Source organism: Alcanivorax sp. NBRC 102024 (assembly GCF_001602235.1).
GTDB lineage: Bacteria > Pseudomonadota > Gammaproteobacteria > Pseudomonadales > Alcanivoracaceae > Alcanivorax.
In genome coordinates this window covers 349,093-374,531 of sequence record NZ_BDAS01000003.1, presented here as the reverse complement: position 1 = coordinate 374,531, position 25,439 = coordinate 349,093, and the positions used below count along the sequence as shown (strand labels likewise).

The 25,439-nt window shown below is 60.7% G+C and carries 28 protein-coding genes; 14 read left to right on the top strand and 14 right to left on the bottom strand.

Annotation, left to right across the window (positions count from 1 at the left end):
- On the top strand, nt 1–358 hold a 358-nt coding region (locus A0251_RS07985; protein ID WP_156478264.1), incomplete at its 5' end, for an OmpW family outer membrane protein.
- Between the two features lie 241 nt (nt 359–599).
- Here A0251_RS07985 and A0251_RS07980 read toward each other — a convergent pair.
- Nucleotides 600–1,568, bottom strand: a complete 969-nt coding sequence (locus tag A0251_RS07980) for an NAD(P)H-quinone oxidoreductase (RefSeq protein ID WP_062816322.1) — start codon at nt 1,566–1,568, stop codon at nt 600–602.
- Between the two features lie 156 nt (nt 1,569–1,724).
- Here A0251_RS07980 and A0251_RS07975 point away from each other — a divergent pair, with 156 nt between their 5' ends.
- Nucleotides 1,725–2,744, top strand: coding sequence for an MBL fold metallo-hydrolase (locus A0251_RS07975; protein WP_062816321.1), 1,020 nt, complete (start codon nt 1,725–1,727; stop codon nt 2,742–2,744).
- 192 nt (nt 2,745–2,936) lie between these two features.
- Here the strand turns inward: A0251_RS07975 and A0251_RS07970 are convergent, their stop codons facing one another.
- Complete coding sequence (locus tag A0251_RS07970; RefSeq protein WP_231874187.1) at nt 2,937–4,340, bottom strand: hypothetical protein; 1,404 nt, start codon at nt 4,338–4,340, stop codon at nt 2,937–2,939.
- A 77-nt stretch (nt 4,341–4,417) separates the two neighbouring features.
- The gene (locus A0251_RS07965; protein WP_062816319.1) at nt 4,418–5,575 is read right to left on the bottom strand and encodes an acyl-CoA dehydrogenase family protein; all 1,158 of its coding nucleotides are present in this window, start codon (nt 5,573–5,575) and stop codon (nt 4,418–4,420) included.
- A gap of 327 nt (nt 5,576–5,902) precedes the next feature.
- On the opposite strand from A0251_RS07965, the gene A0251_RS07960 reads away from it, so the two are divergent.
- From A0251_RS07960 to A0251_RS07930, 7 genes are all read left to right on the top strand, one after another.
- On the top strand, nt 5,903–7,105 hold the full coding sequence (locus tag A0251_RS07960; RefSeq protein WP_062816318.1) for a 3-oxoadipyl-CoA thiolase: 1,203 nt from the start codon (nt 5,903–5,905) through the stop codon (nt 7,103–7,105).
- Between the two features lie 128 nt (nt 7,106–7,233).
- Entirely contained in the window at nt 7,234–8,400 is a 1,167-nt protein-coding gene (locus A0251_RS07955) for an acyl-CoA dehydrogenase (RefSeq protein WP_062816317.1), read from the top strand.
- A 124-nt stretch (nt 8,401–8,524) separates the two neighbouring features.
- Nucleotides 8,525–8,980, top strand: coding sequence for a MarR family winged helix-turn-helix transcriptional regulator (locus A0251_RS07950; RefSeq protein WP_062816316.1), 456 nt, complete (start codon nt 8,525–8,527; stop codon nt 8,978–8,980).
- A 155-nt stretch (nt 8,981–9,135) separates the two neighbouring features.
- Nucleotides 9,136–9,564 carry an organic hydroperoxide resistance protein gene (locus tag A0251_RS07945; RefSeq protein ID WP_062816315.1) on the top strand — a complete coding sequence of 143 codons (429 nt, stop codon included), beginning with the start codon at nt 9,136–9,138 and terminating at the stop codon, nt 9,562–9,564.
- 138 nt (nt 9,565–9,702) lie between these two features.
- Entirely contained in the window at nt 9,703–10,530 is an 828-nt protein-coding gene (locus A0251_RS07940) for a YbaY family lipoprotein (protein ID WP_062816314.1), read from the top strand.
- An 85-nt stretch (nt 10,531–10,615) separates the two neighbouring features.
- Nucleotides 10,616–10,963, top strand: a complete 348-nt coding sequence (locus A0251_RS17715; protein ID WP_062816313.1) for a DUF3302 domain-containing protein — start codon at nt 10,616–10,618, stop codon at nt 10,961–10,963.
- On the top strand, nt 10,963–12,090 hold the full coding sequence (locus A0251_RS07930; RefSeq protein ID WP_062816312.1) for an HlyD family secretion protein: 1,128 nt from the start codon (nt 10,963–10,965) through the stop codon (nt 12,088–12,090). Before A0251_RS17715 ends, A0251_RS07930 begins: the two co-directional genes overlap by 1 nt.
- Here A0251_RS07930 and A0251_RS07925 read toward each other — a convergent pair.
- A complete protein-coding gene (locus tag A0251_RS07925) occupies nt 12,084–12,329 on the bottom strand; it encodes a hypothetical protein (protein WP_062816311.1) in 246 nt (81 codons plus the stop codon). The genes A0251_RS07930 and A0251_RS07925 overlap by 7 nt on opposite strands.
- 77 nt (nt 12,330–12,406) lie before the next feature.
- Here A0251_RS07925 and A0251_RS07920 point away from each other — a divergent pair, with 77 nt between their 5' ends.
- From A0251_RS07920 to A0251_RS07910, 3 genes are all read left to right on the top strand, one after another.
- The gene (locus A0251_RS07920; RefSeq protein WP_062816310.1) at nt 12,407–13,003 is read left to right on the top strand and encodes a YigZ family protein; all 597 of its coding nucleotides are present in this window, start codon (nt 12,407–12,409) and stop codon (nt 13,001–13,003) included.
- A gap of 182 nt (nt 13,004–13,185) precedes the next feature.
- Nucleotides 13,186–13,593 carry a DUF1330 domain-containing protein gene (locus A0251_RS07915; RefSeq protein WP_062816309.1) on the top strand — a complete coding sequence of 136 codons (408 nt, stop codon included), beginning with the start codon at nt 13,186–13,188 and terminating at the stop codon, nt 13,591–13,593.
- 138 nt (nt 13,594–13,731) lie between these two features.
- Nucleotides 13,732–14,463: a dienelactone hydrolase family protein gene (locus A0251_RS07910; protein ID WP_062816308.1), complete on the top strand. Its 732-nt coding sequence runs from the start codon at nt 13,732–13,734 to the stop codon at nt 14,461–14,463.
- A gap of 161 nt (nt 14,464–14,624) precedes the next feature.
- Here the strand turns inward: A0251_RS07910 and A0251_RS07905 are convergent, their stop codons facing one another.
- Both A0251_RS07905 and nth read right to left on the bottom strand, forming a co-directional pair.
- On the bottom strand, nt 14,625–15,044 hold the full coding sequence (locus tag A0251_RS07905) for a DUF3617 domain-containing protein (protein ID WP_062816307.1): 420 nt from the start codon (nt 15,042–15,044) through the stop codon (nt 14,625–14,627).
- 71 nt (nt 15,045–15,115) lie between these two features.
- On the bottom strand, nt 15,116–15,754 hold the full coding sequence (gene nth / locus A0251_RS07900) for an endonuclease III (protein WP_062816306.1): 639 nt from the start codon (nt 15,752–15,754) through the stop codon (nt 15,116–15,118).
- Nucleotides 15,755–15,827: 73 nt separating this feature from the next.
- Between nth and gltS the strand changes: the two genes are divergently transcribed.
- The gene (gene gltS, locus A0251_RS07895; RefSeq protein WP_062816305.1) at nt 15,828–17,012 is read left to right on the top strand and encodes a sodium/glutamate symporter; all 1,185 of its coding nucleotides are present in this window, start codon (nt 15,828–15,830) and stop codon (nt 17,010–17,012) included.
- 118 nt (nt 17,013–17,130) lie between these two features.
- On the opposite strand, the gene A0251_RS07890 is transcribed toward gltS, so the two are convergent.
- Together A0251_RS07890 and A0251_RS07885 are read right to left on the bottom strand one after the other, a co-directional pair.
- The gene (locus A0251_RS07890) at nt 17,131–17,661 is read right to left on the bottom strand and encodes a glycine zipper 2TM domain-containing protein (RefSeq protein ID WP_062816304.1); all 531 of its coding nucleotides are present in this window, start codon (nt 17,659–17,661) and stop codon (nt 17,131–17,133) included.
- A 127-nt stretch (nt 17,662–17,788) separates the two neighbouring features.
- Nucleotides 17,789–18,349, bottom strand: coding sequence for a hemerythrin domain-containing protein (locus A0251_RS07885; protein ID WP_062816303.1), 561 nt, complete (start codon nt 18,347–18,349; stop codon nt 17,789–17,791).
- Between the two features lie 105 nt (nt 18,350–18,454).
- Between A0251_RS07885 and A0251_RS07880 the strand changes: the two genes are divergently transcribed.
- A complete protein-coding gene (locus A0251_RS07880) occupies nt 18,455–18,886 on the top strand; it encodes a hypothetical protein (RefSeq protein ID WP_062816302.1) in 432 nt (143 codons plus the stop codon).
- A gap of 108 nt (nt 18,887–18,994) precedes the next feature.
- Here A0251_RS07880 and A0251_RS07875 read toward each other — a convergent pair whose 3' ends face one another.
- Genes A0251_RS07875 through rsxA form a run of 6 tightly spaced genes read right to left on the bottom strand, consistent with a single transcriptional unit; the run spans nt 18,995 to nt 25,426 of the window.
- Nucleotides 18,995–19,708 (bottom strand): electron transport complex subunit E, encoded by a 714-nt coding sequence (locus tag A0251_RS07875; RefSeq protein WP_062816301.1) that lies wholly within the window; start codon nt 19,706–19,708, stop codon nt 18,995–18,997.
- A complete protein-coding gene (gene rsxG / locus A0251_RS07870; RefSeq protein WP_062816300.1) occupies nt 19,701–20,348 on the bottom strand; it encodes an electron transport complex subunit RsxG in 648 nt (215 codons plus the stop codon). Before rsxG ends, A0251_RS07875 begins: the two co-directional genes overlap by 8 nt.
- On the bottom strand, nt 20,345–21,376 hold the full coding sequence (rsxD, locus tag A0251_RS07865) for an electron transport complex subunit RsxD (RefSeq protein WP_062816299.1): 1,032 nt from the start codon (nt 21,374–21,376) through the stop codon (nt 20,345–20,347). The genes rsxG and rsxD overlap by 4 nt, the downstream gene beginning before the upstream one ends.
- Complete coding sequence (gene rsxC, locus A0251_RS07860; protein WP_062816298.1) at nt 21,376–24,264, bottom strand: electron transport complex subunit RsxC; 2,889 nt, start codon at nt 24,262–24,264, stop codon at nt 21,376–21,378. The genes rsxD and rsxC overlap by 1 nt, the downstream gene beginning before the upstream one ends.
- Nucleotides 24,261–24,845, bottom strand: a complete 585-nt coding sequence (gene rsxB / locus A0251_RS07855; protein WP_062816297.1) for an electron transport complex subunit RsxB — start codon at nt 24,843–24,845, stop codon at nt 24,261–24,263. The genes rsxC and rsxB overlap by 4 nt, the downstream gene beginning before the upstream one ends.
- The gene (gene rsxA, locus A0251_RS07850) at nt 24,842–25,426 is read right to left on the bottom strand and encodes an electron transport complex subunit RsxA (RefSeq protein ID WP_035250378.1); all 585 of its coding nucleotides are present in this window, start codon (nt 25,424–25,426) and stop codon (nt 24,842–24,844) included. The genes rsxB and rsxA overlap by 4 nt, the downstream gene beginning before the upstream one ends.
- Between the last annotated feature and the right edge of the window lie 13 nt (nt 25,427–25,439).

Below are 25,439 nucleotides of genomic sequence, written 5' to 3'. Positions count from 1 at the left end.
ATTCCGCCTGGACCACAACTTCCGGCCTTATGTGGGTCTGGGAGCCGTGTATCTGTTTACCTACGACAGCCATGTCACCAACCCGATTCTCACGGAAGTGGGAGAACCGGAACTGGAGATTCAGGATAAATTTGGCTGGGTGGGGCAGATAGGTGCCGATTGGCGGCTGAGTGACCACTGGTGGCTGACGGCGGACGCCAAGTACATCAGCGTCAAGGAAGTGAAAGCCAAGGTGGAGCGCACCTTTATTCGCGCCCCGGGGCTTCCCCAGTATCAATTCGCGGAAGTGGGTGATGCGGAATTTGTGGCGGACATGAATGTGTACGCCTTCCACCTGGGGGTGGGCTTCACGTTCTGATACCCGGCAAAACCGTTGGAGCCTTGCTCGCAAGGCGAAGCGTCGAATCTGCTCCTGCGTCTTCAAACCGTCGCGTGGGGAGCAAGGCTCTGGTCGGTGACGTGGTCTAAAAGGATTATTCTGGCCAGCCCTTCTGGCAGGTTCCGAGATTCGGTCAACCTGATGTTTTTGGTCATTGAGGCGCGGGCAGAAAGCGTGAAATAGTATTTCAAATACTGTTTCACGCTGGGCCTTGTGCATGTCAGTCGCCAACCACAATCACTCGCTTGCCACTGAAGTCGTTCCCGGCCATATGCTCGTGGGCGGCTTTGGCGTCGGTGAAGGGGAAGGTTTCCAGTGGCAGGGGCAGCAGGCGGCCGCTGGCAAACAGGGGCGCAAGACGGTCATTGAACAGCTGCGCCATACGGATGCGGTTCTCCAGGGGCTGGCTGCGCATGGTCATGCTCTTCAGCGTCTGGCGTTTCATCAGCAGGGCGCCCAGATTCAGCTCCGTGCTCAGTCCGCCGAGGACGCCGATATTCACCAGGGTGCCCTCGGCACGCAGGCCGCCGAGCAGGACATTCCAGTCCGGGCCAACCATGTCCAGAATCACCGCCACTCCCTGACCCTCGGTCAACGCATCCAGCTGCGCTTTCAAGGTGTCGTCCTCGCAAACCTGGGCCGCCAGCCCCATGTCGGTGGCCGTGTCCAGCTTGCTCAGGTCGCGGCTGCTGCCGATGGGGCGGGCGCCCAGCGTTGCGGCCAGTTGCGTTGCGGCCAGGCCGACGCCGGCGGTGGCCGGACGAATCAGGCACCACTGGCCAGGCTGCAAACCGCCTTCCAGGAACAGGGCCCGGTAAGCGGTCAGAAACGCTTCGGGCAGGGTGACGGCGCGGGCGAAGTCCATGCCATCGGGAACGGTCAGCGCTTCCCGTTCATGGGTGACAACCTGTTCCGCATAGGCACAACCGGGCACCAGGCCCATCACCGCATCACCCACTTTCCGTTGCTGCACCCGCGCCCCCACGGCGCTGACCACCCCGGCGTATTCCAGCCCGGGAATGCGACTGTCGGTGCCCGGCGGTGCCGGGTAGCGGCCCAGCACCTGCAACAGATCCGCCCGGTTTACGCCGATGGCTTTCACCTGCACGCAAATTTCCTCCGGCCCCGGTTGCAGGTCCGGCAGGGTGTCCAGTTGCAGTTGCTGATCCTCAATACACCAGGCACGCATGGTTGTGCTCCTTTAAAACATGAGTCGGCACAGCGTGCCGGAAAAATAGACTCTCTTCCCGTAGGAGCGTCGCTGGCGGCGCGATATTCAGCGTTGTTTATCGCGCCGCCAGCGACGCTCCTACGATAGGGCTCTGTGGTGAAGAAAAGGTTCGTTATGTCCTTACACTATCCGTTCACTGATCTGCCGCCGGCAGGTCAGCGTTTCAAGGTGGCCGACGGGGTTTACTGGCTGCGGTTTCCGCTGCCCTTTGCCCTCGACCATATCAATCTCTGGTTGCTGGAAGATAACCATGGCTGGGTGATCGTGGATACCGGGCTGGGAGTCCGCCGCAGCCGGGAAATCTGGCAACAGTTGCTCAGCGAACAGCTGGACGGCAAACCGGTGACCCGCATCATCGTCACCCATTACCACCCGGACCATCTGGGCATGGCCGGCTGGCTGCAGCAACACTGCCAGGCGCCGGTCATCATGAGTCGGGGCGAATGGCAACTGGCCAGCCATATCTGCGACGCCAGCGACGAACAGACCATCGAACGCTTCAAACATTTTCTCGGCAGCCATGGCCTGCAGGGCGACAACCTGGACAAGGTGGCCGGCAAGGGTAACGGCTTTCGTCGCGTGGTGATGCCCATGCCGGTGGACCCACAATTTGTCGGCGCCGCTGACAGCCTGACCATCAATGGCCAGCGCTGGCAGATTCATATCGGTCGCGGTCACGCCCCCGAGCACCTGTGCCTTTACCGGGAAAGTGATCGTCTGCTGATCAGTGGCGATCAGGTATTGCCGACCATTTCCAGCAATCTGATGGTGCGGCCCACGGAACCGGAAGCGAACCCGGTGGCCGCCTTCGTGGGCAGCCTCAAGGCCATACGGGATGCCTTGCCCCAGGACACCCTGGTGTTGCCCGCCCATGGTCTGCCGTTCCGAGGCTTGCACCAGCGCATCAATGCACTGGCGGACCACCATGACCAGCAACTGGATCAGGTGCAGGCTGCCTGCCGTCAGCACCCCCACAATGCCCACGACATGCTTCCGGTCATGTTTAGTCGGGAACTGGATGTGCAACAGCTCATGTTTGCCATGGGCGAAAGCATTGCTCACCTCAATTGTCTGGTGGAGCAGGGGAGGGTGCAGCGGGAAGATCGTAATGGTGTCTGGCACTTCGCGGCCTGATCAAGACGATGAGCTACAAGCTACAAGCTTCAAGCTTCAAGCTGCAAGCTACAAGGCGCAGAAAACGGCATAGCCATCTGACCAGCGTTTTCCTCCGCGTTTCAACCAACGCGGTAGCGCGGGCACGGCCTGGCAGTTTATTCCTGGCTCGCCCGCGCCTTGCAGCTTGTAGCTTGTAGCTTGTAGCTGCCCTCACAACCACTGCCCCAATACGCCAATCCATAACGCCAGCATCGGCACCACCAGCAAAAAGAACACTCCATTCCAGCGCCAGGCAATTCGATAGGCGGACCGGCCGATCAATTGGCTGAGTACCAGCATGGAGGCAGTGAACGGCGAGGAAATCATCGACAGGCTCCAGGCGCACATCAGACCCACGGCCAGCAGGCGTGGGTCGGCGCCGACCCCATCACCCAGCAAGGATGCCAGTAAGGTGACTGACACGATCGGGTTGAGCCCTACCTGTGCCAGCGCCACCACCAGCAACATGGCGGCCACGGCCATGGCGGCGCCCTGAAGGTGGGTGGCTTGCAGCAGCTCGTGTAACAGGTGTTGGTCAATCAGAGGCGTCAGTAGGGCGCCCAGGCAGGCGGAGCCGCCCAGCACGGCAATTTCTCCCCGATTGGCGCCAAAGATCAGCCGTGAATGTCTCCCCAGTAACGTCAGGGCCCGGGGCAAGCCGGTGCCGCCGCCCAGCCGCCGCCGTTGCAGGGCCATCCACAGTATTGCTGACAGCGGGCAGGCTACCAGCACTGCCACGGGCAAACGCAGGTCCGCTGTCACCGACACGGCGAAAACGCTCAGGGTGATCGCCAGCGCCAGCAGGGTGAATTGCCACAGTGGTGTCAGGGAGGGTGGCGCGGTGTGTGGCACCCGGCTGGCCAGATGGCCGGGGCGTAATTGCCAGTCCAGCCACCATCCCAGCAGGAAGAACAGGCCGGCGGTGGGCAGTGCCACCGGCGCCAGTGTGGCCCAGGTGAGACTCGGCATATTGGCCAGGATCACTGCCATGGTGATACCCAGAGGCGAGACCAGTGGCGCCAGGGCAAACCCGCGCAGAATCGACAGCATCATGCGTCGCTCCCGCGCCGCCTGGATGTCCTCATGGCCGCCGGCGGCTTTCAGGGTATTGCTGCGCAGTACCATGGCGCCAAACAGATTGAGCACGCCGATATTGATGATCACCCCGAACAGGGCCGTGCCCATTGACAGGGTGGGATAACGCAGGGCCGGTTTCTGGCGGATCAGGGTCGTGCCGGCCTCGCGCACCAGCCGCGAGCGCATGGCGGAGACTCGCAGCAGCCCCAGGGAAGACACAAAGGTGGCAAAGAAACAGAGCCGATCCAGCGCCCCTAACAGAATGGGAACGGGCTGGGCGTCACGCCAGACAACCACAGCGGCCATGGCGATAACCACCAGCAGAATCCCCTTTGCCATCCGGGTCTGGCGGGGCCATTGCACCAGGAGATAAAGCAGCAGTGCGATGCGCGCCAGCCAGCCCCCGGCTTGCAGGTCGAACACCAGAAACAGCAGGGTGCCCAGCATGCACAGGGGGAGGGTAGCGTTAAGCGTGTGGTTTGCCTGCCGTAGGAGCATGTCGAAGATCCCCTTGGGGGCTTGCATGGCGAATCAGCGGGCCCTTCGCCATGCAAGCATAGCTCCTACAGAGAGGGTCATGATTGTGCTGCCTGGCGTGCTAGTTCTCGGGCAATGACGATCTGCTGGATCTGGGTGGTACCTTCGTAGATCCGGAACAGGCGCACGTCGCGGTAGAAGCGTTCCACCGCATAGTCCGCCATATAGCCGGCACCGCCGTGAATCTGCACGGCACGGTCGGCCACGCGGCCGACCATTTCAGAGCAGAACAACTTGCAGCAGGACGCATCCAGACTGACCTTTTCACCCCGATCCTTGCTGCGGGCGGCTTCCAGCACCATGGAGCGGCCGGCAAACATTTCCGCCCGGGAATCCGCCAGCATGGCCTGAATCAACTGGTGTTCGATGATGGGCTTGCCGAACTGTTGGCGCTCGGCGGCAAAATTCACTGCGTCTTCAATCAGTCGCGTGGCCACACCCACACAGATCGCAGAGATATGCAGGCGGCCCCGGTCCAGCACTTTCATGGCGGTCTTGAAACCTACCCCTTCCTTGCCACCGATAATGTTCTCGGCGGGCACCCGGCAATTGTCGAAAATGATGTCGCAGGTGTGCGCGCCTTTCTGGCCCATCTTCACGTCGGCCTTGCCGCGGGAAATGCCGGGGGTATCGCCTTCCACAATAAAGGCGGTGATGCCGCCGCCCCCCTGGATCTCCGGGTTGGTGCGGGCCATTACCGTAAACAGGCCCGCATGGGGACCATTGGTGATGTAGCGTTTGGTGCCATTGAGAATGTAGTGATCGCCGTCCCGTTGGGCGCGGGTTTTCACTGAGCCGGAATCAGAGCCCACATCCGGTTCGGTGAGACAGAAGGCGCCGATCACCTCGCCGGTGGCCAGCGGTGGGACGTACTTCTGCTTTTGCTCTTCGGTACCATCAATGAGAATGCCCTGGGCACCGATGCCATTATTGGTGCCCATCAGGGAGCGGAAAGCCGGAGAGGTGCGGCCGAGTTCAAAGGCCACCAGCACTTCCTCTTCCATGGTCAACCCCAGGCCGCCGTATTGCTCGGGGATCGACAGACCGAATAGCCCCATGGCCTTCATGTCGGCGACAATGTCATCGGGAATGGTGTCCGTCTCAGCCACGTGCTGTTCAGCAGGCACCAGTCGTTCACGGACAAAGCGGGCAATGGTATCGGTCAACTGGCTGAGGATTTCGGCATCACGAATCATGGTCGGGTCCGGCGGTAACATTGGGTCTTTTGGGGGCGTGACCGCGAGGCGAATCACTTGCATCGCACTCTGTCACGGCCTATTCTGCCCGTCAAGTTTTCAAAATAACATTCCGCACAGCGGACAGAGAAGGGGCAAGCTTCAAGCTACAAGCTGCAACACGGTAAAGCTACGGGCTGGCTGAAAGTGTTTCCTCCGCGCTTCATCTTCAGTGTCGCCATGCCGTTGCATGATTAAACAGAGTGAAACGCGGCGAGGGCGTTTTTCGTTTATCGCCATGCCGGTCCGCGTTGCAGCTTGTAGCTTGCTGCTCCCGGGAGAGTGCAAATGCTGGATGCCTATATCTACGATGGCTTGCGAACCCCTTTTGGTCGCCATGGTGGCGCCCTGGCGCCGGTGCGTCCGGATGACCTGTTGGCCGGGGTGATCCGTGAGCTGGTACAGCGCAACGGGTTCGAGCTGTCCCGCTATGAAGACGTGGTGATCGGCAATACCAATCAGGCCGGTGAAGATGCCCGCAACGTGGCGCGTCACGCCGGCTTGTTGGCGGGGCTGCCGGAATCCGTGGCCGGGATTACCGTTAACCGCCTGTGTGGCAGTGGCCTGGCGGCGACGCTGGATGCGGCGCGTATGGTGACGGTGGCCGAGGGCGAGCTGATTGTCTCCGGCGGCACCGAGTCCATGAGCCGGGCGCCGTTCGTAATGGCCAAGGCCGAAAAAGCCTTCAGCCGCGATATGACCATTTTCGACAGCACCATCGGTGCCCGCTTCCCCAACCCGGCCATCCTCAGCCAGTTCGGTGGCGACACCATGCCGGAAACTGCCCAGAACGTGGCCGACGACCTGGGCATCAGCCGTGAGGCATCGGATGCGTTTGCCGCTCGTTCCCAGCAGCGCTACCAGGCGGCCCAGGAACAGGGTTTCTACCGGGAAGAGATTCTGCCGGTGACTGTTCCCCAGGGCCGCAAGAAAGAGCCGCTGACGGTGACAGAGGATGAGCATCCCCGCGCCGGCACCACCGCTGAAAAGTTGGCAAAACTGCCTGCTATCGTTGAGGGTGGCATCATCACCGCAGGGAATGCCTCCGGCGTGAATGACGGTGCGGCGGCACTGATTATCGGTTCCCGTGCTGCTGGTGACGCGGCGGGCATTGCCCCGCGCGCCCGTATTCTGGCGGGTGCGGTGGCTGGTGTGGCCCCACGGGTCATGGGCCTGGGCCCGGTGGAGGCCTGCCGCAAGGCACTGGCCCGGGCCGGTGTCACCCTGGCGCAGATGGATGTAATCGAGATCAACGAGGCGTTCGCCACCCAGGTACTGGGCTGTTGCAAACAGCTGGGGTTAGCTGGCGATGATGAACGCCTTAACCCCAATGGTGGGGCCATTGCCGTGGGGCACCCACTGGGGGCATCCGGTGCGCGCCTGGCCCTCACCGCCATGCGCCAGCTGGAGGCCAGTGGTGGCCGTTATGCGCTGGTCAGCCTGTGTATTGGCATTGGCCAGGGTGTGGCCATGGTGATTGAAAGGCAATGACCAACATAGTTGATAGTGGACAGTTGAAAGTTGACAGCTAAAACCAAACCAATTTCTTGGTGTCTCGCTGTCAACTGTCCACTATCAACTGTCAACTTACTGAACATGATTTGGCTGAGACATTGACGATGCAAAACTTTATCTGGAGCGATCCCTTACTGCTGGAAACCCAGCTCACCGAAGACGAGCGCATGATCCGTGATGCGGCCCATGATTACTGTCAGAGCAAACTGATGACCCGGGTGCTGGAAGCGAACCGGCACGAGGTGTTCCATCGGGAAATCATGACGGAAATGGGGGAGCTCGGTTTTCTCGGTCCCACCATTCCCGAGCAGTATGGCGGCGCCGGGGTGAACCATGTGAGCTACGGCCTGGTGGCCCGGGAAGTGGAGCGGGTGGATTCCGGTTATCGCTCGGCCATGAGCGTGCAGTCGTCGCTGGTGATGTTTCCCATTCATGCCTTTGGCAGTGAAGCGGTGCGTGAGAAATACTTGCCGAAACTGGCCACCGGCGAGTGGGTGGGTTGCTTCGGGCTTACCGAGCCGGATCACGGCTCTGACCCGGGCTCAATGAGCACCCGCGCCAAAAAGGTGGACGGTGGCTACCTGCTCAACGGTGCCAAGACCTGGATCACCAATTCCCCCATTGCCGATGTGGCAGTGGTATGGGCCAACCTGGACGGCAAGATCACCGGCTTTGTGGTGGAGCGCAGCTTTGACGGTTTCACCACCCCGAAAATAGAAGGCAAGTTCTCCCTGCGCGCTTCCATCACCGGGCAGATCATGCTGGACGACTGTTTTGTGCCGGACGAAAACCGCCTGGACGTGGAAGGGCTGAAAGGGCCGTTCAGCTGCCTGAACAAGGCCCGCTACGGGATCAGCTGGGGCGCCATGGGCGCGGCGGAATTCTGCTGGCAGGCGGCCCGGCAATACACCCTGGACCGCAAGCAGTTCGGTCGGCCCCTGGCGGCGACACAGCTGATCCAGAAAAAGCTGGCGGACATGCAGACGGAAATCACCCTGGGCCTGCAGGGCGCATTGCAGCTGGGCCGGCTGATGGATAGCGGCCACTGGGCGCCGGAAATGGTCTCGCTGATGAAACGCAACAATTGCGGCAAGGCCATCGACATTGCCCGTCAGGCCCGCGACATGCACGGCGGCAACGGGATCAGTGATGAGTACCACGTGATCCGCCATGTGATGAATCTGGAGGCGGTGAATACCTACGAAGGAACCCATGATGTGCATGCCCTGATTCTGGGCCGTGCCCAGACCGGGATTCCGGCCTTCGGTTGATAGCGCGACGCTGAAGACTCTGAAGCCCCGGCAAGCCGGGGTTTTCGTCCCGCCATTCGCCTTGCGAGCAAGGCTCCAATAAAAGGTGCTTGCTATTAAATAGTGCGCTATTTAAAGTAAGCCCATGAACGATGACGCTCCTGACAATACCTCCTGGCTGAAGCTGGACCTGCAGGTCTGTTTTGCCCTGTATTCCGCGCAGCTTGCCATGAGCAAGGTGTACCGCAAGCTGTTGAAGGAGCTGGGACTCACCTATCCGCAGTATCTGGTGATGATGGTGCTGTGGGAGCAGGACAGGCTGTCCGTATCGGAAATCGGCGAACGCCTGTTTCTCGATTCTGCGACGCTCACCCCCTTGCTCAAGCGACTGGAAGGCTTGGGGCTGGTGCTGCGCCAGCGTAGTCGGCCGGACGAACGCCATGTGGAGGTGACGCTCACCCAGTCCGGCAAGGCCTTGCGCGACCAGGCGGAGAAAGTGCCCGAAGCGGTATTGTGCGCCAGCCAGTGCCGTCCGGAAGAACTGGTCCAGCTGCGTGATGAGTTACATGCGCTGCGTTCACGGCTGGCCGCGGAAGATTGATTCCGTAGCGAATGGGTTGGGTTGCCCGGTGCCGTTACCGGGGCCCGGCCAGGAAGCAGAATTGCACGTTTTCGCTTCACTAAATAGTGCACGATTAAATCGTGCGTATTGAACGGTGCAGCAAATCACATGAAGGCACATAAAAGGAGAGCATGATGAGTCTGGAAAAAGTGTTGTACGAAGCCAAAGCCACAGCCACCGGCGGTCGTGATGGCCGCGCCGCCAGCGATGACGGCCAGCTGTCCGTCAAACTCACCACCCCCAAGGCCCTGGGTGGTCCGGGCGGCGAGGGAACCAATCCGGAGCAACTGTTCGCCGCCGGTTACTCGGCCTGTTTCCTTGGCGCCCTGAAACTGGTGGCCGGCAAGGCCAAGGTGTCCCTGCCGGAAGAAACTGCCATTACCGGTCAGGTGGGCATTGGTCCGCTGGGTGGCGGGTTCGGCATTCAGGCCACCCTGAATGTGAATCTCCCCGGGCTGGATCAGGAGCAGGCACAGACGCTGGTGGAAAAAGCCCATCAGGTATGCCCTTACTCCAACGCCACCCGCGGCAATATTGATGTGGAGTTGGTCGTAACCGTATAGGTGAAAACCTTGAAGAAAGGTAAAAAAGCAGCCCGCGAGGCTGCTTTTTTATGTGGCTTGATTTAATAGTGTTACCTCGGCAGGGAACCGCCGCACGTGCAGAGACTCTGAACACGCTGACGACCAAAAGGAATCATTATGCGATCTTTGACACCGACTCTCCGCTCCCTTCCCGTGTTGCTTGGTGGCGCCGGGCTAATTGCCCTGGTGGGCCTCTCCGGCTGTGACCAGAAAACACCGGAATCCGAAAGCGACCAACCGGCCATGACGCAACAGAGTGAAAAAACCGAGCAGCAGGTTCTCAGCGGCAAAATCATGTACCGCGAGCGTATGGCCATGCCGGAAGGCGCCACCCTCACGGTGAGGCTTGAAGATGTCTCGCTGGCAGACGCACCCTCCACCGTGATCGCCGAACAACACATCGATGACCCGGGGCAGGTCCCGGTCCCTTTTACCCTGCGCTATGCCAGAGATGCGGTGGTGCATGAGCACCCCATGGCCTATGCGCTGCGTGCAGAGATTCGTGGCCCGGAAGGGCAATTGTTATGGACCACAACCGAACGGCACACGGTGGAGCTGGGTGAAGGAGCCAGCGGTGAGGATGCCACCATCATGCTGCAGAAAGTTGCTGCGGAGCCGCCAAAAACCGGCATGGCAGGCGCAAGGGAAGCGGGGGCCACTTTCTGGGCGGTGGGAAATGAGCCGGGCTGGCATCTGGCGATTTATCCGGAAGATAAATTGATGTTTGTCGGGGATTACGGTGAAACCGAAGTCACCACTCCCGACCCGGGCGCCCAGACTGAAGGCACGGAAACCATTTACCTGGCCGAGACTGACACCGCACAGCTGAAAGTGGAAATCATCGAAACGCCCTGCGAGGATACGATGAGTGGCGAGAGCTTTGAGTATCAGGTGAAGGTGACCCACAACGAAACGCTCTACAGTGGCTGCGGGCGGGATCTGTAGCCATCTCTGTTTGTACTGTGCATTGGCACTGAGATGAACTAACGGCGAGGGGGAACTCGCCGTAAACCAATGGGGGAAGGATTGGATGTTGAGTTATCTGGCTCTGGGGTTACTGATATTCGTGGCGCTGGTGCTGTTTTACGGCATCATCGTTATCCACGATATTCCCTATGAAATAGCAAAAAAACGCAATCACCCCCATCAGGATGCGATTCATGTGGCCGGTTGGGTGAGCCTGTTTACCCTGCACGTGTTGTGGCCTTTCCTGTGGATCTGGGCCACGCTTTATCGCCCTGACCGGGGCTGGGGCTTTCAGCAGATACAGGAGCAGCAGCGGGCGGACGAGGCGTTGCTGGTTGCCTTGCAGGAAAAGCTGGATGCCCAGGCTGAGCGCATTGCCAGCCTGGAACGCAAGCTGGAGGAGAAAGCCTGATGGAAATGCTCATCCTCCTAACCTATACCGCGATCTGTGTCTTTATCTTCAAACTTTTCAAGATTCCGCTGAATAAATGGTCGGTCCCCACCGCAATCCTCGGTGGCGTTGTGCTGGTCGGCGCCATGGTGTTGGCCATGAACTACAACCATCCATTCACCCGCAAGGTCCGTCAGGTCTATGTGGTAACGCCGATAGTGCCGGAGGTGCGCGCCCGGGTTCTGGAAGTCCCGGTCACGCCGAACACCCCGGTGAAGAAGGGCGATCCTCTGGTGATTCTGGATGACACCCGCTATCAGGCAAGAGTGGCCCAACTGGAAGCCCAGTTGGCCGACACCAGTCAGCTGGCAGAAGGCAATGTGGCCTCTGTGGCGCAAGCGCGCGCCAAGGTTGCCCAGGCGACGGCCAAACGTGATCAGGCGGTACGTACCCTGCGTCGTTACGAAGGCGCGCTGTCGGCATTCAGCAAGCAGCAGGTCGATACCCAGCGTGAACTTGTGACGGCAGCCAAGGCGGACCTGGATGCCGCCCGTGCTGCACTGGCCAAGGCAGAATCGCAGCTTAACGGGGCCGTGGATGGTGACGACCCGGCGGTGGCGGCCATCAAGGCGCAACTGGAAGAGGCCCGTTTTGATCTGGAAAACACCATCATTCGCGCGCCCATGGATGGGTTTGTCACCCAGTTGGCGGTTCGGCCTGGCATGATGGCGGTACCGTTGCCGCTCAAGCCGCTGGCCAACTTCGTCAACAGTGAGAAACGGCGCTACGTGGCGGCGTTCCGCCAGCAATCCCTGCTGCGCTTGCAGCCCGGCAGTGAAGCGGAGGTCACCTTCACCTCGTTACCGGGGGAGGTGTTCACCGGCAAGCTGGTGGAAGTGTTGCCAACGATTGCCGAAGCCCAACTGTCTGCGGGTCAGCAGCTGATCGGCGGTGATGCCTTCCGGCGCATGGATAATGAAGCCCTGGCGATTATTGAGCTGGAAGCCAATGACAGTGTGGATGCGTTGCCGATGGGGGTCAGCGCCCAGGCCGCGGTTTATTCGGAGCATCTTCACCATGTGGCCATCATCCGCCGCATGCTGTTGCGGATGATGAGTTGGCAACATTACCTCTACGTGGATCACTGATCCGTATCGCGGGCGGCCATGGGCCGCCCTTTTTCATCCGGTGCCAGCAAGTGATAGATAAACCGGCCGGCGCCAAGCCAGAGCAGGGCGCTCAGCGTGAGAAAGACAATGCTGCCATCCTGATACAGGGCCCACAGCAACGGCGCGAAGATCACGCCACTGACAGGCAGGGCGACACCAACGGCCAGCTGTTTGCGGCGGCGCAGGCTGTGATTGTCTCGGCGGAGGGGGTCGGTCATGGCGGGTCACGTATTCGGATAACAACGGCAATTACCTTACCATAGCCGTTTCCTGTCAGTGATACCCGGAGTCAGCCATCAAAGGTTATCCCGTTCCCGCCGGTCCCGTTGACCGGGAGCTGCTGATCAACAAAAGCCGCTTTATCACCTGGCTTCGGCCGGTGAGCAGCCGCGAACAGGCCATGGCAATCATCGACGAGGCCAGAGCCCTTTATCCGGATGCCAGTCACCATTGCTACGCCTATCTGCTGGGCAGCCCGGCGTCTGCCCAGGCGGCCATGAATGACGATGGCGAACCCTCCGGCACCGCCGGCAAACCCATTTTCAATGTGATCCAGCACAAGGGCATGAGTGACGTGCTGGTGGTGGTGATCCGTTATTTCGGTGGTGTGAAACTGGGCGCCGGCGGCCTGGTTCGTGCCTATGCGGCTGCCGCGGAAACGGTGTTGGCGGAAGTAGAACGGGTGGAGAGCGTTCCGCAGTGTACCTGCCAGCTGACGTTGGACTTTCCCCTGGAGCAACGTCTTCGACACTGGGCGGAGCAGAATGGAGCAGCGGTCCTGGACGTGCAGTACAGCCAGCGGGTGGCGATGACATTGCGCTGCCCGACGCAGAGTCTGGCCGATCTGGAAAGCCTGTGTGCAGCGGAACACATTACCCTGGCAACACAGTGACCGCTTTGGCGTGCAGGGTGTCGTGATTGGCCCTGTCCCTTTTTCGGATATGGCGGCAGGGTAGGGATTGGACTTCTGGTCTTGCCGGGGACATTTCGGGTAAAGCCTGCCGTTGGTACCTTGCTGGCAAGGCGAAGCCCTAATGAAGACTCGGCCTCACTGAAAAAACACACGGAGTCACCATGTCAGAGAAACCGGTTATTGATCCCAACCCGCAGCGCCTGCCCGAGATTCTGGCGTCCCTGCCGGACGATACCCCCATCGTCATGCTGAATCTGCTGCGTTTTAACGACACCGCGCGCTACAAGGATGGCGAAGCAGACTACAGTGGGCGCGAGGCCTACCAGAAATATTCCGACGTGGCCTTTGGCAAGGTGCGCGGTGTCGGCGGTGAGATGGTCTGGAAGGGCAAGGCCCTGGCAGGCGTGATTGCCCCGGAAGGAGAGAAGTGGGACGACGTGCTGCTGGTCCGCTACCCCTCCAAACAGGCCTTTGCGTCCATGCTGGCCGACCCGGAATACCGGGAAGCCACCCGACACCGCACCGCCGCCCTGCAGGAGGCGCGGTTGGTGGCCATGCAGGAAGGGTGAGAAGCAATTAATAATGAATAATTAATAGTTAATAACGAAGTGGAGTGGCCCCGATGGACAGGGATGTCTGCCCCGGCTAGTAGTAGCCTCTGGTTTTCGTTATTCATTATTCACTATTAACTATTCATTGGTCTTCCCATGTCCAACCAACCTGTAGGCATTCCCATCCCCGGCGGCCACACCATGCGTGCCCGTTGGCTGCGCCCCGAAACCGCTAATCCCCATAAGGCGGCGGTGATCGCTATCCATGACATCTTCGGCTATACCGAGGATATCGAGCGCATTGCCCAGCGGCTGGCGGATAACGGTTATCCGGTGTTGGTGCCGGACCTCTACGATCTGCCCGGCAGCAAGGCCCTGTGTGTGGTGAAAACCCTGAAGGCCCATGAGACCGGCAAGGGCCAGACCTTCGAGCAGCTGGAAGCCTGCCGGGAATGGTTGCTCAATCAGGGCGAGGAGGCGGTGACCCAGGTGGGTGTCATGGGCTTCTGCATGGGCGGGCGTTTTGCGGTGCTCTACGCCAGCCAGGCACCGGTGCAGGTCGTGGCACCGTTCTATGGCGGTATCCCGAAAAACGTCAAAGATGTGACCGGCATTTGCCCGGCAGTCGGTGGCTGGGGTCGCACAGACATGATCTATGGTGACCATGGTGATCGTCTGGCAAAACACATGGAGGCGCTGGGCGTGCCCCACGATATCAAGACCTATGAAGACGTGGGCCATTCCTTCATGAATGACCACCAGACCTTCACCTTCAAGAAACTGGGGCCACTGCCGCCGCTGCGCTCAAAATTTGATGCAGGTGCATCGGAAGACAGCTGGCAGCGGGTGTTGGCGTTTTTTGAGAAGGTGTTTGCCGGGAAGCTATGAAGCGCCTCGCTGCGCTGTTGGAGCTATGCTCGCATGGCGAAGGGTGTATGACCGGTATCACCATCTGACTAAGCCCCTTCGCCATGCAAGCATGGCTCCAACGGTTAGGTGGTAGGTGATGATTTCTTTGGAGCCTTGCTGGCAAGGCGAACCGCCAATTCTTATTCAGGGCAATCCGAGCTGGCCCATTTTCCTTCGCTTGTCGACACCATCTGGTTGCCCGGCATGGTCATGTCGATGACGCTGGTGTAATGGGTGTCGCTGTGCAACGTCACTGAACCTTTCATGGTGCTCTGCATGCCATTCTGGTTGCAGGAAGCCTCCCAGCTCAGACTGTCTCCGCTGCGATCCACCTGGCCCAGGTCGCAGCCTTCAGCGTTCCAGTCCTTGCGCAGGGCGGTCACCACGTCCTCGGCCTGATCGGCACTGAGGCAATCCTGCTGGGTATGGGCGCGCATCTGTGGTGGCAGATTGTCGCCTTCCATGGTGGTATTGATCTGCCACAGGCCGGGCTTAAGGTCGCCAGCCATAACCGGTGCGCACAGGGCCAGCGTCGCTGCCAGCAAGAGGGGATGTTTCATATCGCGTCCCTTCGTCGGTTGAACCGTGAAATCCCAGAGTAGCAACGGCCGGCGGGGGGCTCAATCGCCGTTTACGAAGGCCGCTGACTTGCCGGGAACTCGCACAAATCGGCGATCAGGCATTCGCCGCACTTGGGCTTGCGTGCCGTGCATACATAGCGGCCATGCAGAATCAGCCAGTGGTGGGCATCGCGCAGGAATTCCTCCGGCACCAGTCGCACTAACCGCTTTTCCACTTCCAGCACATTCTTGCCCGGTGCAATGCGGGTGCGGTTGGACACTCGGAAGATGTGGGTATCCACCGCCATGGTGGGCAGCCCGAAGGCGGTATTGAGTACCACATTGGCAGTTTTGCGGCCCACGCCGGGTAGCGCTTCCAGCGCTTCGCGGGTGCGGGGCACCTGGCTGTCGTGCTGCTCGATGAGAATTTTACACAGTTGAATGATGTTTTCGGCCTTGGAATTAAACAGGCCGATGGTCTTGATGTACTCTTTAAGCCCGTCGACGCCCAGGGCGAAGATCGCTTCCGGTGTATTGGCGACCGGATACAACCGGGCGGTGGCCTTGTTCACCCCCACGTCCGTGGCCTGGGCAGACAGCACCACGGCCACCAGCAATTCGAAATCGTTGCTGTACTCCAGCTCGGTGGTGGGGTGAGGATTCTGGTCCCGCAGGCGGGTAAAGATTTCAGTTCGTTTCTCGCGATTCATAACAGCTTCCAGTTGTCGCGGGCAGTATAGCGGATCAATTGGCGGCTCCCCAGCCGCGAACAAGGAGAAAGGGATGCAGTTTTCCGCCATGGAAACCCTGATGGTCGCATTGCTGGTGCTGGGCGCGGGTCAGTGGATTGTGCACAAGGTCGAGTTGCTGTCCCGGCTGAATATGCCCGAGCCGGTGGTGGGCGGCCTGCTGGCCACCATTATTGTGACGGTCATGCAGGTGTCCGGGATCAGCCTGACCTTTGATGAGAGCATCAAAACCCCCGCCATGTTGTTCTTCTTTGGCGCCGTGGGCCTGGCGGCGGACTTTCGCCTGTTACGACGGGGCGGCTGGGCCATGCTGCTGTTCGCGGTACTGGTGATCGTGCTGGTGGCTCTGCAGGATCTGGTCGGTGTGATGATGGCCAAGCTGATGGGGCTGGATGCCTGGTACGGCCTGATTGGCGGCTCGGTGACCATGACCGGTGGCCACGGCACAGGGGCTGCCTGGGCGGGCGTTTTCGAGCGGGATTTTGGCCTTACTGGCGTCAGTGAGCTGGCGGCGGCTTCCGCCACCTTTGGTCTTATCTTCGGGGCCCTGCTGGGCGGGCCGCTGGCCATGTTTCTGATTCGCCGCTACCGGCTCGCCGCCCCCGCCCACGGAGCGGCGGTGGAAGATGCCGGGCATGACGAGGCGGAAACGCCCCGGCCCATCTCTTCCGCCAGCGTGATTCGCATCATGATGTTGCTGGCGGTGGGGGTGGTGGTTGGCACCGTGGCGGCGGAAGAATTCGCGTCCGTGTTTCGCTTGCCCACCTTCGTGTGGGTGCTGTTTGTCTGCATTGTTCTCGGCAATACGGCGCGGCGTCTGTGGCAGGTGAACGATGCTACCATCGATGTGGTAGGCAATACCGCACTGGGGATTTTCCTGGCGATCACGCTGATGAGTCTGCAACTACTGCAGCTGGTGGATCTGGCCCTGCCCATGCTTGCCATGCTGTTGGTGCAGGTAGGGCTGGCGCTGGCGTTTATTACTCTGGTGACGTTCCGCTTGATGGGACGCAATTATGATTCGGCGGTTCTCTGCGCTGGCCATTGCGGCTTTGCCATGGGGGCCACGCCCACGGCGGTGGCCAATATCCAGGCGGTGACCCAGCATCATGGGCCGTCGCCGCTGGCGTTTATCATCGTGCCGGTGGTGGGGGGCTTTATCGTGGATATCGCCAACGCGACCATCATCCAGACCTTTGTGTCGGTACTGTCGGGCTAGGGGGCAATGCGGGCGTGATTGCAGAAAGGGGGCAAGCGAGTGACGAGTAACGAGTTTCGAAGAGCCAACCGGTTTGGCCTTTCGCTCCTCGCCACTCGCTGCTCGCAACGGCTTCCGGTTACTGGGTAACCACTTTCCCATCTTCAATGCGCAACCGTTCGCCGGGCTTCTTGTCCATGCGAATGGTGTCTTCCTGATCATTGAAGACATAGGTCACGTCATAACCTTCAGTACGACTCTTGTCTTCCATCACGGTGTTACAACGCTGTTCCGTGGTGGTGTAGGTGTTTTTTTCCTGCATCCCTTTCTGGATCTGGTTGCCGGCCACACCACCGGCAATGGCACCACCGGCGGTGGCGGCATCTTTACCACTGCCGCCGCCGAACTGGTGGCCGATCACGCCACCGACCACCGCGCCGACCACGCTACCGGTAATCCGGTGTTCATCCTTGACCGGCTTCTGCCGTTGCACGGTCACTTGCTGACAGACTTCACGGGGCTCCTGCCAGGTTTTCACAATCGGGTCCACATTCACCACTTCCGCATAGCCTGAGGTGGCCGGGGTCATGGTCTGGTAGGCACCGTAGCCGACACCGGCGATGGCCACGGCCCCGGCGATACTGAGGGCGGCAACTGCTGCGCTTTTCATGGCTCACTCCTTGTTTGTTGATCGTGACTAGTATGATCCCGGTGTCCATTCAAGGTTCGCCAACGGGCGCACAACAAGTGCAAAAGAATGTGAATTGTTCCGTTCAATAAAATGCAAATAATGGCATTTACAGCAAATAGATAGGCACAATAATGTCTTCCTCGTCGTCCATATGACGATGCAGTAACGCCTCCAGCTCTGACGCTTTTTGATGAGCGTTTTCCAGTTTTTGCAGGTCGTTGGCCAGCGCCGGGAAGTGGTCAAGTTGTTGGTCGATATCAGCCAGTAACGCATCCAGCGCAAGGTGATCCTGTTCCAGTATGTCGAAGCCTGCCGCCAGTCTTGGGTGATGTTGGCGTAGCATCGGGAAGACACTGCTGTCCTCGAAGCCATGGTGACTGTGCAGATTTTTCAGCAGGCTGCGACCATGGTGGCCAATAGTCGTGAATAGCTGGCGACTGCTGTCCGTCTTTCTCTCAGCATCGGCTATTTCCAGCATATGGGTGAGGGCGCCATGATACTGCCTGGCCTGTCGCTTCAGGTTGCGGTGGTTACGTTGCAGGGCCCGTGCGTCGCTGATCAGATAGTGGGGGTGATCCCGCCACTGGTCTCGCTCGGGGCCGTACAGTTGGCGTTGAATGTCCTCGGGCATTGGTTGGCGTCGTGGAGTCACGGTTTTGTGGTTCATGGCATTTCTCCTTGTTCGCTACTATGCCGTTTTGTCTGGGTGGATTGAATCGCGTTTAATAGCGCGAATTTATCGGAGAATCTGATCCATTCATGGGGGGATGGTGTGTCACAACTGGATAAACAATTGGAAGCCGAGTACTTCCACCTGACCGGGCTGATTGATTCCTTTGACCAGAAGTCGCTCACCATCAAGGCCTGGAGCGTTACCCTGGCGGGAGTGCTTGCTGGTTCCGGCGCGTTTTTCGATCGCTCGGCACTGCTCTGGGTTGGGGTGGTCGGTAGCTTGATGTTTTGGCTGGTGGAGGGGCACTGGAAGGCATTTCAGGCTGCACATTATGCGCGTATCGAAAAAATCGAAGCGCATTTTCGTGGTGAAGTGGACGATATCGCCCCGTTTCAGACTGCTGCCAGTTGGGAGCGTAGCCGCCGAGCCGGTGGGATGAAGGAGCTACTGCGCATTCTGCGCTGGCGTCATGTGTTTCTGCCGCACGGGTTGGTGGCGTTGGCTTTACTGGTGGCAGGGTTGGTGCTGTAGGAGAGACGCTCGCGTCGCCATAAACCCGTTTCGATACTCGCTTCTCGCAACTCGCGACGGCTGTTATCGCGCCGCCAGCGACGCTCCTACGGCAGGGAAGTGATGCATTTAACTGACTTTTCCGGTGGTGCGTACCCGGCGGCTGACCTTGGGCTCGTCGCTGGCCCTGGCTTTCTGGATTGCTTTCAAGCGTTTGTCGATCACGTTCTTGCCGGCAATGATCAGACCCAGGCCCACGAACGCCCCCGGCGGCAGAATGGCGAACAGGAAACCGCCGTAGTTCTCTACCACCTGTAGCTGCCAGTCCGCGGCCATGGGGCCGAACAGCAGCTGCATGTTGGTGAACAGCGTGCCCTGGCCGATCAGCTCACGCATGCCGCCAAGGATCAGCAGAATTACCAGAAAACCCAGCCCCATCATGAAACCGTCCAGGGCCGCCGGCAGTACCGGGTTCTTGCTGGCAAAGGCGTCGGCGCGGCCCAGCACGGTGCAGTTGGTGACGATCAGCGGAATGAAGATGCCGAGGATTTCGTAAAGCTCGAAAGTGAAGGCCTGCATCAGCATTTCGATCACCGTCACCATGGCGGCGATGATCATTACAAAAGCGGGCAGACGGACCGCATCGGTCACGTACTGACGAATCAGCGAGACACAGATGTTGGAGCCCATCAGCACCACCAGGGTGGCAAGGCCCAGGCCCAGGGCGTTGACCACGGTGCCGGTCACCGCCAGCAGGGGGCAGAGGCCGAGAATCTGCACGGTGGCCGGGTTGTTGTTCCACAACCCGTCCATGCTGATCTTTTTGTAATTCACATCACTCATCACAGGTCTCCGCCGGGGCTGCCTCGGAAGGTGCCTCAAAGACAGCCGTCTGGTTGGCGTCGAAATATTGCAGGGCGCGATGCACGGCTCCCACCACGGCGCGGGGAGTGATGGTGGCGCCGGTAAAGCTGTCGAACTGGCCGCCGTCCTTCTTCACCGCCCAGCCGGCATCGGCAGGATTGCCCAGTGACAGGCCATTGAAACCATAAATCCAGTCGGATTTTTTGGTTTCGATCTTGTCGCCCAGCCCCGGTGTTTCATTGTGCGGGGGCACCACGCGCACCCCCTGAACCTTGCCTTGCATATCCACGCCAACGATCAGGGCAATGTTGCCACCGTAACCGTCCGGGGCGGTGGCTTCCAGTACGGCGCCGTTGGGCTCCCCATCCTGGCGTGCCCGGTAAATATGATGGCCGTTGCGGCCCAGCAGCGGGTCGCTGACGGTAATGCGATCGGCCAGCAGATCGTTGTCATGCCGGTCCTGGGGCATCACTTCATTGAGCGAGGCCATCAGTGCAGCCTGCTTGTTGCACTCCACCTTGCCGATGGTCAGTTCATTGGTGATGGCCAGGGCCGCGGCGGTGCTGATGGCAAACAGGCTGAGGATCACGGCGTTTTTGGTAATGGCATAACGCATCATGACTGGGTGCCCCTGTTTGGCTTGTCGTGGCCATAGGTCCGTGGCTGGGTGTAGTAATCGATAAAGGGCGCGCACAGGTTAAGCAGTAGCACCGAGAATGCCACCGCATCCGGGTAGCCGCCGAAGCTGCGGATTACCCAGATCAGCACCCCGATCAGCGCCGCATAGATCAGCCGACCGCTGCGGCTGGTGGCGGCGCTCACCGGGTCCGTGGCGATAAAGAACGCGCCGAGCATGGCCCCGCCGGAGAGTATCTGGAACATCGGATCGGCAAACCGCACCGGGTCAATCAGCCAGGCCACCAGGGCAGGCAGGGCCAGGCCGGCCAGAAAACCCACCGGGATATGCCAGGTAATGATCTTGCGGCTGATCAGATACAGACCGCCCAGCAAGAAGGCCAGGTTCACCCATTCCCAGCCGAGCCCGGCAAACTGGCCATGGAGGATGCCGTGGCTGGCCAGTTCGCTTTCATTGCCGGCCCCAGAGCTGTGGAGAGTACGGAAAGTATCCAGGGGCGTGGCGCCGCTCAGGCCGTCCACCGGCAGTTGCCCGGTAAACAGCTGCCAGCTTTGTGCGAAGCTGGGCGCTTCGCCGGGGGCGATCCACTGGGTCATGGCCACCGGGAAGGAAATCAGCAGCAGCACATAGCCGACCATGGCCGGGTTGAAGGGGTTCATGCCCAGGCCGCCATAGAGCTGCTTGGCGACGATAATGGCGAAGCTCACCCCGATCAGGGTCAGCCACCAGGGTGAAGTGGGCGGCAGAGCCAGGGCCAGCAGCACGGCGGTGAGCACCGCACTGTAGTCCTTCAGGTAGAAGGCCACCGGCCGACCGCGGGCTTTCAGGATCAGCGCCTCACTGACCAGTGCCACCACCACGGCCCAGAACACATTGATGACCGTGCCCCAGCCGAACTGCCAGGTCAGCACCGCCAGGCCGGGCAGGGTGGCGTAAATCACCTGACGCATGAAGGCGCCGGTGTTGTTGCTCACCGTGGTATGGGGCGAGGTTGAAGAGATCAGTGCCATCAGTCTTGAAGTCCTTGTTCTTCCACCGCCTGCTTGAGCGCCTTGCGGGCGATCTGGGCTTCCGCCTCCAGGGCCTGTAATTCGGAACTGAGCGCTTCCAGGGTATCTTCCGAGGCGCTGTCCCGCTGTTGCTCAAGCTCGCGCTGCTTGTCGGCCAGGGCACTTTCTGCCCGGGCGGCTTCCAGCTTCAGGGTTTTCAGATCCTTGCCGGTGTGTGCGCGGATATCCGCCTTGGCTTCTTCCACCAACGCATCCAGGGCATCGCGGGCCACGTCGGCTTTGCCTTTCAGCTTGTCCACCTTCTGTTGCATGGCATTGAGTTCTTCGGCGGGTATATCGCCGTTTCGCTCACCGCGCTCCAGGGCGGCATGGGCTTCCTTGTACTGTTTGTGGGCCATGTTGTAGGCGGTTTTCAGGGCCTTGAGACGCTTCTGGCGCTTGGCGGCCACCTCCGGGTCTACCGCAGTGAGCGCCTGCGGGGCCTCGGTCTCCGGTGCCTTGGGCGTATCCGTTGGGGCGGGCGGTGTCTTGGGGGCAGCCGGGGCCGGTGCGGACGCTTTGGCCTCGCGCAGCTCGGCTTTCCAGTGGTCGGCCTCCGCTTTCAGGCGATCCGCTTCGGCGCGCAACTCGGCAGCGTTGTCCGCCCCGTTCTCGTCGGCCTCTTTGGCGACTTTGACGGCGGCCTTGTAGGCAGACGAGACTTCGCCCACCTTCTTCTTCAGGTCGGCCAGCGGGTCGGCTGGCGCGGCGGCAGGGGCAGGGGCGGGCGTGGCCGGTGCATTGGCCTTGGCGTCGCGCAGGTCGGCCTTGAGCTGGTCCGCCTTGGCTTTCAGTTCGTCCGCCTGGCTGCGCAACTCGGCGGCATTGTCAGCGCCGTTTTCTTCCGCTTCCTTGGCCGCTTTCACGGCCGCCTTGTAGGCGGATGAGGCCTCGCCGACCTGTTTTTTCAGGTCTGCCACCGGGTCGGCCTGGGGCGCAGTTGCCGGGGTGGCGGGGGCGTTGGCTTTGGCGTCACGCAGTTCCGCTTTGAGTTTGTCGGCGGTGGCCTTGAGCTCATCGGCTTTGGCGCGTAGCTCGGCAGCGTTGTCGTCGCCATTGGCTTCCGCATCCTTGGCGGCCTTCACCGCGGTCTTGTAAGCGGACGAGGCGTCACCGACCTGTTTTTTCAGCTTGCCGACGATATCTTCCGCCGGTGCGGCGGCGGGGCCCGCTTCCTTGGCGTCACGAACGGCTGCCTTGGCCTTGTCGGCGATGGCTTTCAGGCGATCCACGTCGGCTTTCAATGCGTCCAGGTTGTCCGCGTTGTCTGCCTCGGCGGCTTTGGCCGCTTTGACGGCGGCCTTATAGGCCTTGGACGCTTCCAGGGAGGCCTGCTTGAGCGCTGCCGTATCCACGGTAGGGGCACTGGCCGTTTCGGTTTTCTTTTTGCGGTTGGCTTCCAGCCGCGCCTGGCGACGGGCTTCTTTTTCCGCCTTTTCCGCATCAATCCGGGCCTGGCGGGCTTCGAAGCGCTGGCGAGCCTTGTCGGCTTTGACCTGATCGGCTGCCTGCTGTCGCACTTCCGCCTTGGCGTAACGGTAGTACTGCACCAGCGGGATATGGCTGGGGCACACATAGGCACAGGCGCCGCACTCGATGCAGTCCATCAGGTTGTGGTGCTGGGCCTTTTCCAGATCGTCGTTCTTGGCATGCCAGTAGAGCTGCTGGGGCAGCAGGTTGGCCGGGCACACGTCGGCACAGGAACCGCAGCGGATGCAGGGCTGTTCCGGCGGCGGTTCGGGAAGCTCTTCCAGGGTGGCGGCGATGATGCAGTTGGTGGTTTTCACCACCGGCACCGCCGGGTTGTGCAGGGTGAAGCCCATCATCGGGCCGCCCATGACCAGACGACCGATATTATCCGGGTCCACCCCGCCATGGACCAACAGGTCCCGTACCGGGGTGCCCAGCAGGACCTCAAAGTTGCCCGGCTGGCGCACGCCTTCGCCGGTGAGGGTGGTCACCCGGGACAGCAACGGCTCGCCGTCGATCACCGCCCGCTTGATGGCGTAGGCGGTGCCCACGTTCTGACACACTACGCCCACCTGGGCCGGTAGCTGGCCGCTTTTCACTTCCTTGCCGGTGAGCAGCTGGATCAGCTGTTTTTCGCCACCGGAGGGGTATTTGGTGGGCACCACCCGCACCTCGATGTCGCAGCCCTTGCAGGCCCGCTTGATGGCGGAGATGGCGTCCGGCTTGTTGTCTTCGATGCCGATCAGGGTACGGCGCGGATTGAGCAGGTACTGGAGGATATGGATACCGGCAATAATCTCCGCGGCCCGCTCGCGCATCAGGCGGTCGTCGGCGGTGATGTAGGGCTCGCACTCCACCGCATTGATCACCAGTTCTTCTACCCGCTGGTGGTCGCCCAGGTTCACCTTGATGCTGGTGGGGAAGCCGGCGCCGCCCATGCCGGCGATGCCCGCATGACGGATGGTGTCCACCAGTTCGCCGGGGCTGCGCTCGGTGTAGTCGGCTACGCCGGCGTGCTCGATCCATTCATCCTTGCCGTCAGTATCGATAACGATACAGATGGCATCCATGCCGGACGGATGCTGGATGGCGCGGGGGCCGATGGCGCTGACGGTGCCGGAGGTGGGGGCATGAATGGCCGCGCTCACCGCACCGCTGGGTTCGGCAATCATCTGGCCTTTCAGCACCCGCTCGCCCGGTTCCACCAGCGGTTTGGCCGGGGCGCCGATGTGCATGTTCAGGGGCAGAATCAGTTGCGCCGGCAGGGGGCCGGGGGCAATGGCGGTGCCATTGGAAAGATCTTTCCTTTCCGGCGGATGAATACCGCCGTGGAAGTCGTAGATTTTGCGGCTGCGTGAACGGAACAGGGTACGAATCACAGGTTCACCACCTCAATACGGCTGTCCGGGCGCTGGCCGATACCCGCGGGCCGGTTCCAGCCCCAGGTCTGCAAGGTGGGTTGCACTTCCACCATGTCGATGCAGTCCACCGGGCAGGGCTCGACGCACAGGTCGCAACCGGTGCACTCGTCCACGATTACCGTGTGCATCAGCTTGGCGGCGCCGACGATGGCATCCACCGGGCAGGCCTGGATGCATTTGGTGCAGCCGATGCACTCGTCCTCACGGATATAGGCCACCTTGGGGATGTCCGCATCCTCGGCGCCTTCGTCATCCAGGGTCAGCTCGTCACGGCCGAGCAGGTCAGTGAGGGCGTCCACGGTATCCTGGCCGCCTGGCGGGCAGCGGTTATGCTCCTCGCCTTCGGCAATGGCTTCGGCGTAGGGGCGACAGCCCGGGTGCCCGCACTGGCCACACTGGGTCTGGGGCAACAGGGAGTCGATCTGGTCGACAATCGGGTCGCCCTCGACCTTGAATTTCTCCGAGGCAAAGCCCAGCACCGCACCGAACACGGCGGCCAGGGCAAGCAGGGCGGCCACGGCAATCAGTACAGCGGTCATAACTTGATCAGCCCGGAAAAGCCCATGAAGGCCAGCGACATCAGGCCGGCGGTGATCAGGCCGATGCTGGGGCCCCGGAAGGCCTCGGGCACATCGGCCACGGCAATACGCTCACGCATGGCGGCAAACAGTACCAGTACCAGGGAGAAGCCCAGTGCCGCGCCCAGCCCGTAGGTGAGCGATGACATAAAGGTGGCATCTTCCTGGCGTACATTCAGCAGCGCCACACCGAGCACCGCACAGTTGGACGTGATCAGCGGCAGGAACACGCCCAGCACCCGGTAGAGCAGGGGGCTGGCCTTCTTCACGAACATTTCGGTGAACTGCACCGCCACGGCGATCACCAGAATAAAGCTGATGGTGCGCAGGTACTCCAGTTCGAAGGGCACCAGGATATAGGCCCAGGTCAGGTAGGCGAGCACGGACGACAACGTCAGTACGAAGGTGGTCGCCAGGGACATGCCCATGGCGGTCTCGATCTTGTTGGAGACCCCCATAAAGGGACACAGCCCCAGGAACTGCACCAGGACAAAATTGTTTACCAGCACAGCGCTGATCAGAATCAGGACGTACTCTGTCATGTGATCGTGGCTC

Excerpts from the sequence above, each read along its gene's own strand:
- rsxA (WP_035250378.1), bottom strand. The coding sequence starts at position 25,426 with ATGACAGAGTACGTCCTGATTCTGATCAGCGCTGTGCTGGTAAACAAT.
- A0251_RS07910 (WP_062816308.1), top strand. The coding sequence starts at position 13,732 with ATGTCCAACCAACCTGTAGGCATTCCCATCCCCGGCGGCCACACCATG.
- rsxB (WP_062816297.1), bottom strand. The coding sequence starts at position 24,845 with ATGACCGCTGTACTGATTGCCGTGGCCGCCCTGCTTGCCCTGGCCGCC.
- A0251_RS07960 (WP_062816318.1), top strand. The coding sequence starts at position 5,903 with ATGCTGGATGCCTATATCTACGATGGCTTGCGAACCCCTTTTGGTCGC.
- A0251_RS07965 (WP_062816319.1), bottom strand. The coding sequence starts at position 5,575 with ATGATTCGTGATGCCGAAATCCTCAGCCAGTTGACCGATACCATTGCC.
- A0251_RS07890 (WP_062816304.1), bottom strand. The coding sequence starts at position 17,661 with ATGAAAAGCGCAGCAGTTGCCGCCCTCAGTATCGCCGGGGCCGTGGCC.
- A0251_RS07955 (WP_062816317.1), top strand. The coding sequence starts at position 7,234 with ATGCAAAACTTTATCTGGAGCGATCCCTTACTGCTGGAAACCCAGCTC.
- A0251_RS07975 (WP_062816321.1), top strand. The coding sequence starts at position 1,725 with ATGTCCTTACACTATCCGTTCACTGATCTGCCGCCGGCAGGTCAGCGT.
- A0251_RS07945 (WP_062816315.1), top strand. The coding sequence starts at position 9,136 with ATGAGTCTGGAAAAAGTGTTGTACGAAGCCAAAGCCACAGCCACCGGC.
- rsxG (WP_062816300.1), bottom strand. The coding sequence starts at position 20,348 with ATGATGCGTTATGCCATTACCAAAAACGCCGTGATCCTCAGCCTGTTT.
- A0251_RS07930 (WP_062816312.1), top strand. The coding sequence starts at position 10,963 with ATGGAAATGCTCATCCTCCTAACCTATACCGCGATCTGTGTCTTTATC.
- A0251_RS07905 (WP_062816307.1), bottom strand. The coding sequence starts at position 15,044 with ATGAAACATCCCCTCTTGCTGGCAGCGACGCTGGCCCTGTGCGCACCG.
- A0251_RS07915 (WP_062816309.1), top strand. The coding sequence starts at position 13,186 with ATGTCAGAGAAACCGGTTATTGATCCCAACCCGCAGCGCCTGCCCGAG.
- A0251_RS07970 (WP_231874187.1), bottom strand. The coding sequence starts at position 4,340 with ATGCTCCTACGGCAGGCAAACCACACGCTTAACGCTACCCTCCCCCTG.
- A0251_RS07950 (WP_062816316.1), top strand. The coding sequence starts at position 8,525 with ATGAACGATGACGCTCCTGACAATACCTCCTGGCTGAAGCTGGACCTG.
- rsxD (WP_062816299.1), bottom strand. The coding sequence starts at position 21,376 with ATGGCACTGATCTCTTCAACCTCGCCCCATACCACGGTGAGCAACAAC.
- nth (WP_062816306.1), bottom strand. The coding sequence starts at position 15,754 with ATGAATCGCGAGAAACGAACTGAAATCTTTACCCGCCTGCGGGACCAG.
- A0251_RS07925 (WP_062816311.1), bottom strand. The coding sequence starts at position 12,329 with ATGACCGACCCCCTCCGCCGAGACAATCACAGCCTGCGCCGCCGCAAA.
- A0251_RS17715 (WP_062816313.1), top strand. The coding sequence starts at position 10,616 with ATGTTGAGTTATCTGGCTCTGGGGTTACTGATATTCGTGGCGCTGGTG.
- A0251_RS07980 (WP_062816322.1), bottom strand. The coding sequence starts at position 1,568 with ATGCGTGCCTGGTGTATTGAGGATCAGCAACTGCAACTGGACACCCTG.
- A0251_RS07940 (WP_062816314.1), top strand. The coding sequence starts at position 9,703 with ATGCGATCTTTGACACCGACTCTCCGCTCCCTTCCCGTGTTGCTTGGT.
- gltS (WP_062816305.1), top strand. The coding sequence starts at position 15,828 with ATGCAGTTTTCCGCCATGGAAACCCTGATGGTCGCATTGCTGGTGCTG.
- A0251_RS07875 (WP_062816301.1), bottom strand. The coding sequence starts at position 19,708 with ATGAGTGATGTGAATTACAAAAAGATCAGCATGGACGGGTTGTGGAAC.
- A0251_RS07885 (WP_062816303.1), bottom strand. The coding sequence starts at position 18,349 with ATGAACCACAAAACCGTGACTCCACGACGCCAACCAATGCCCGAGGAC.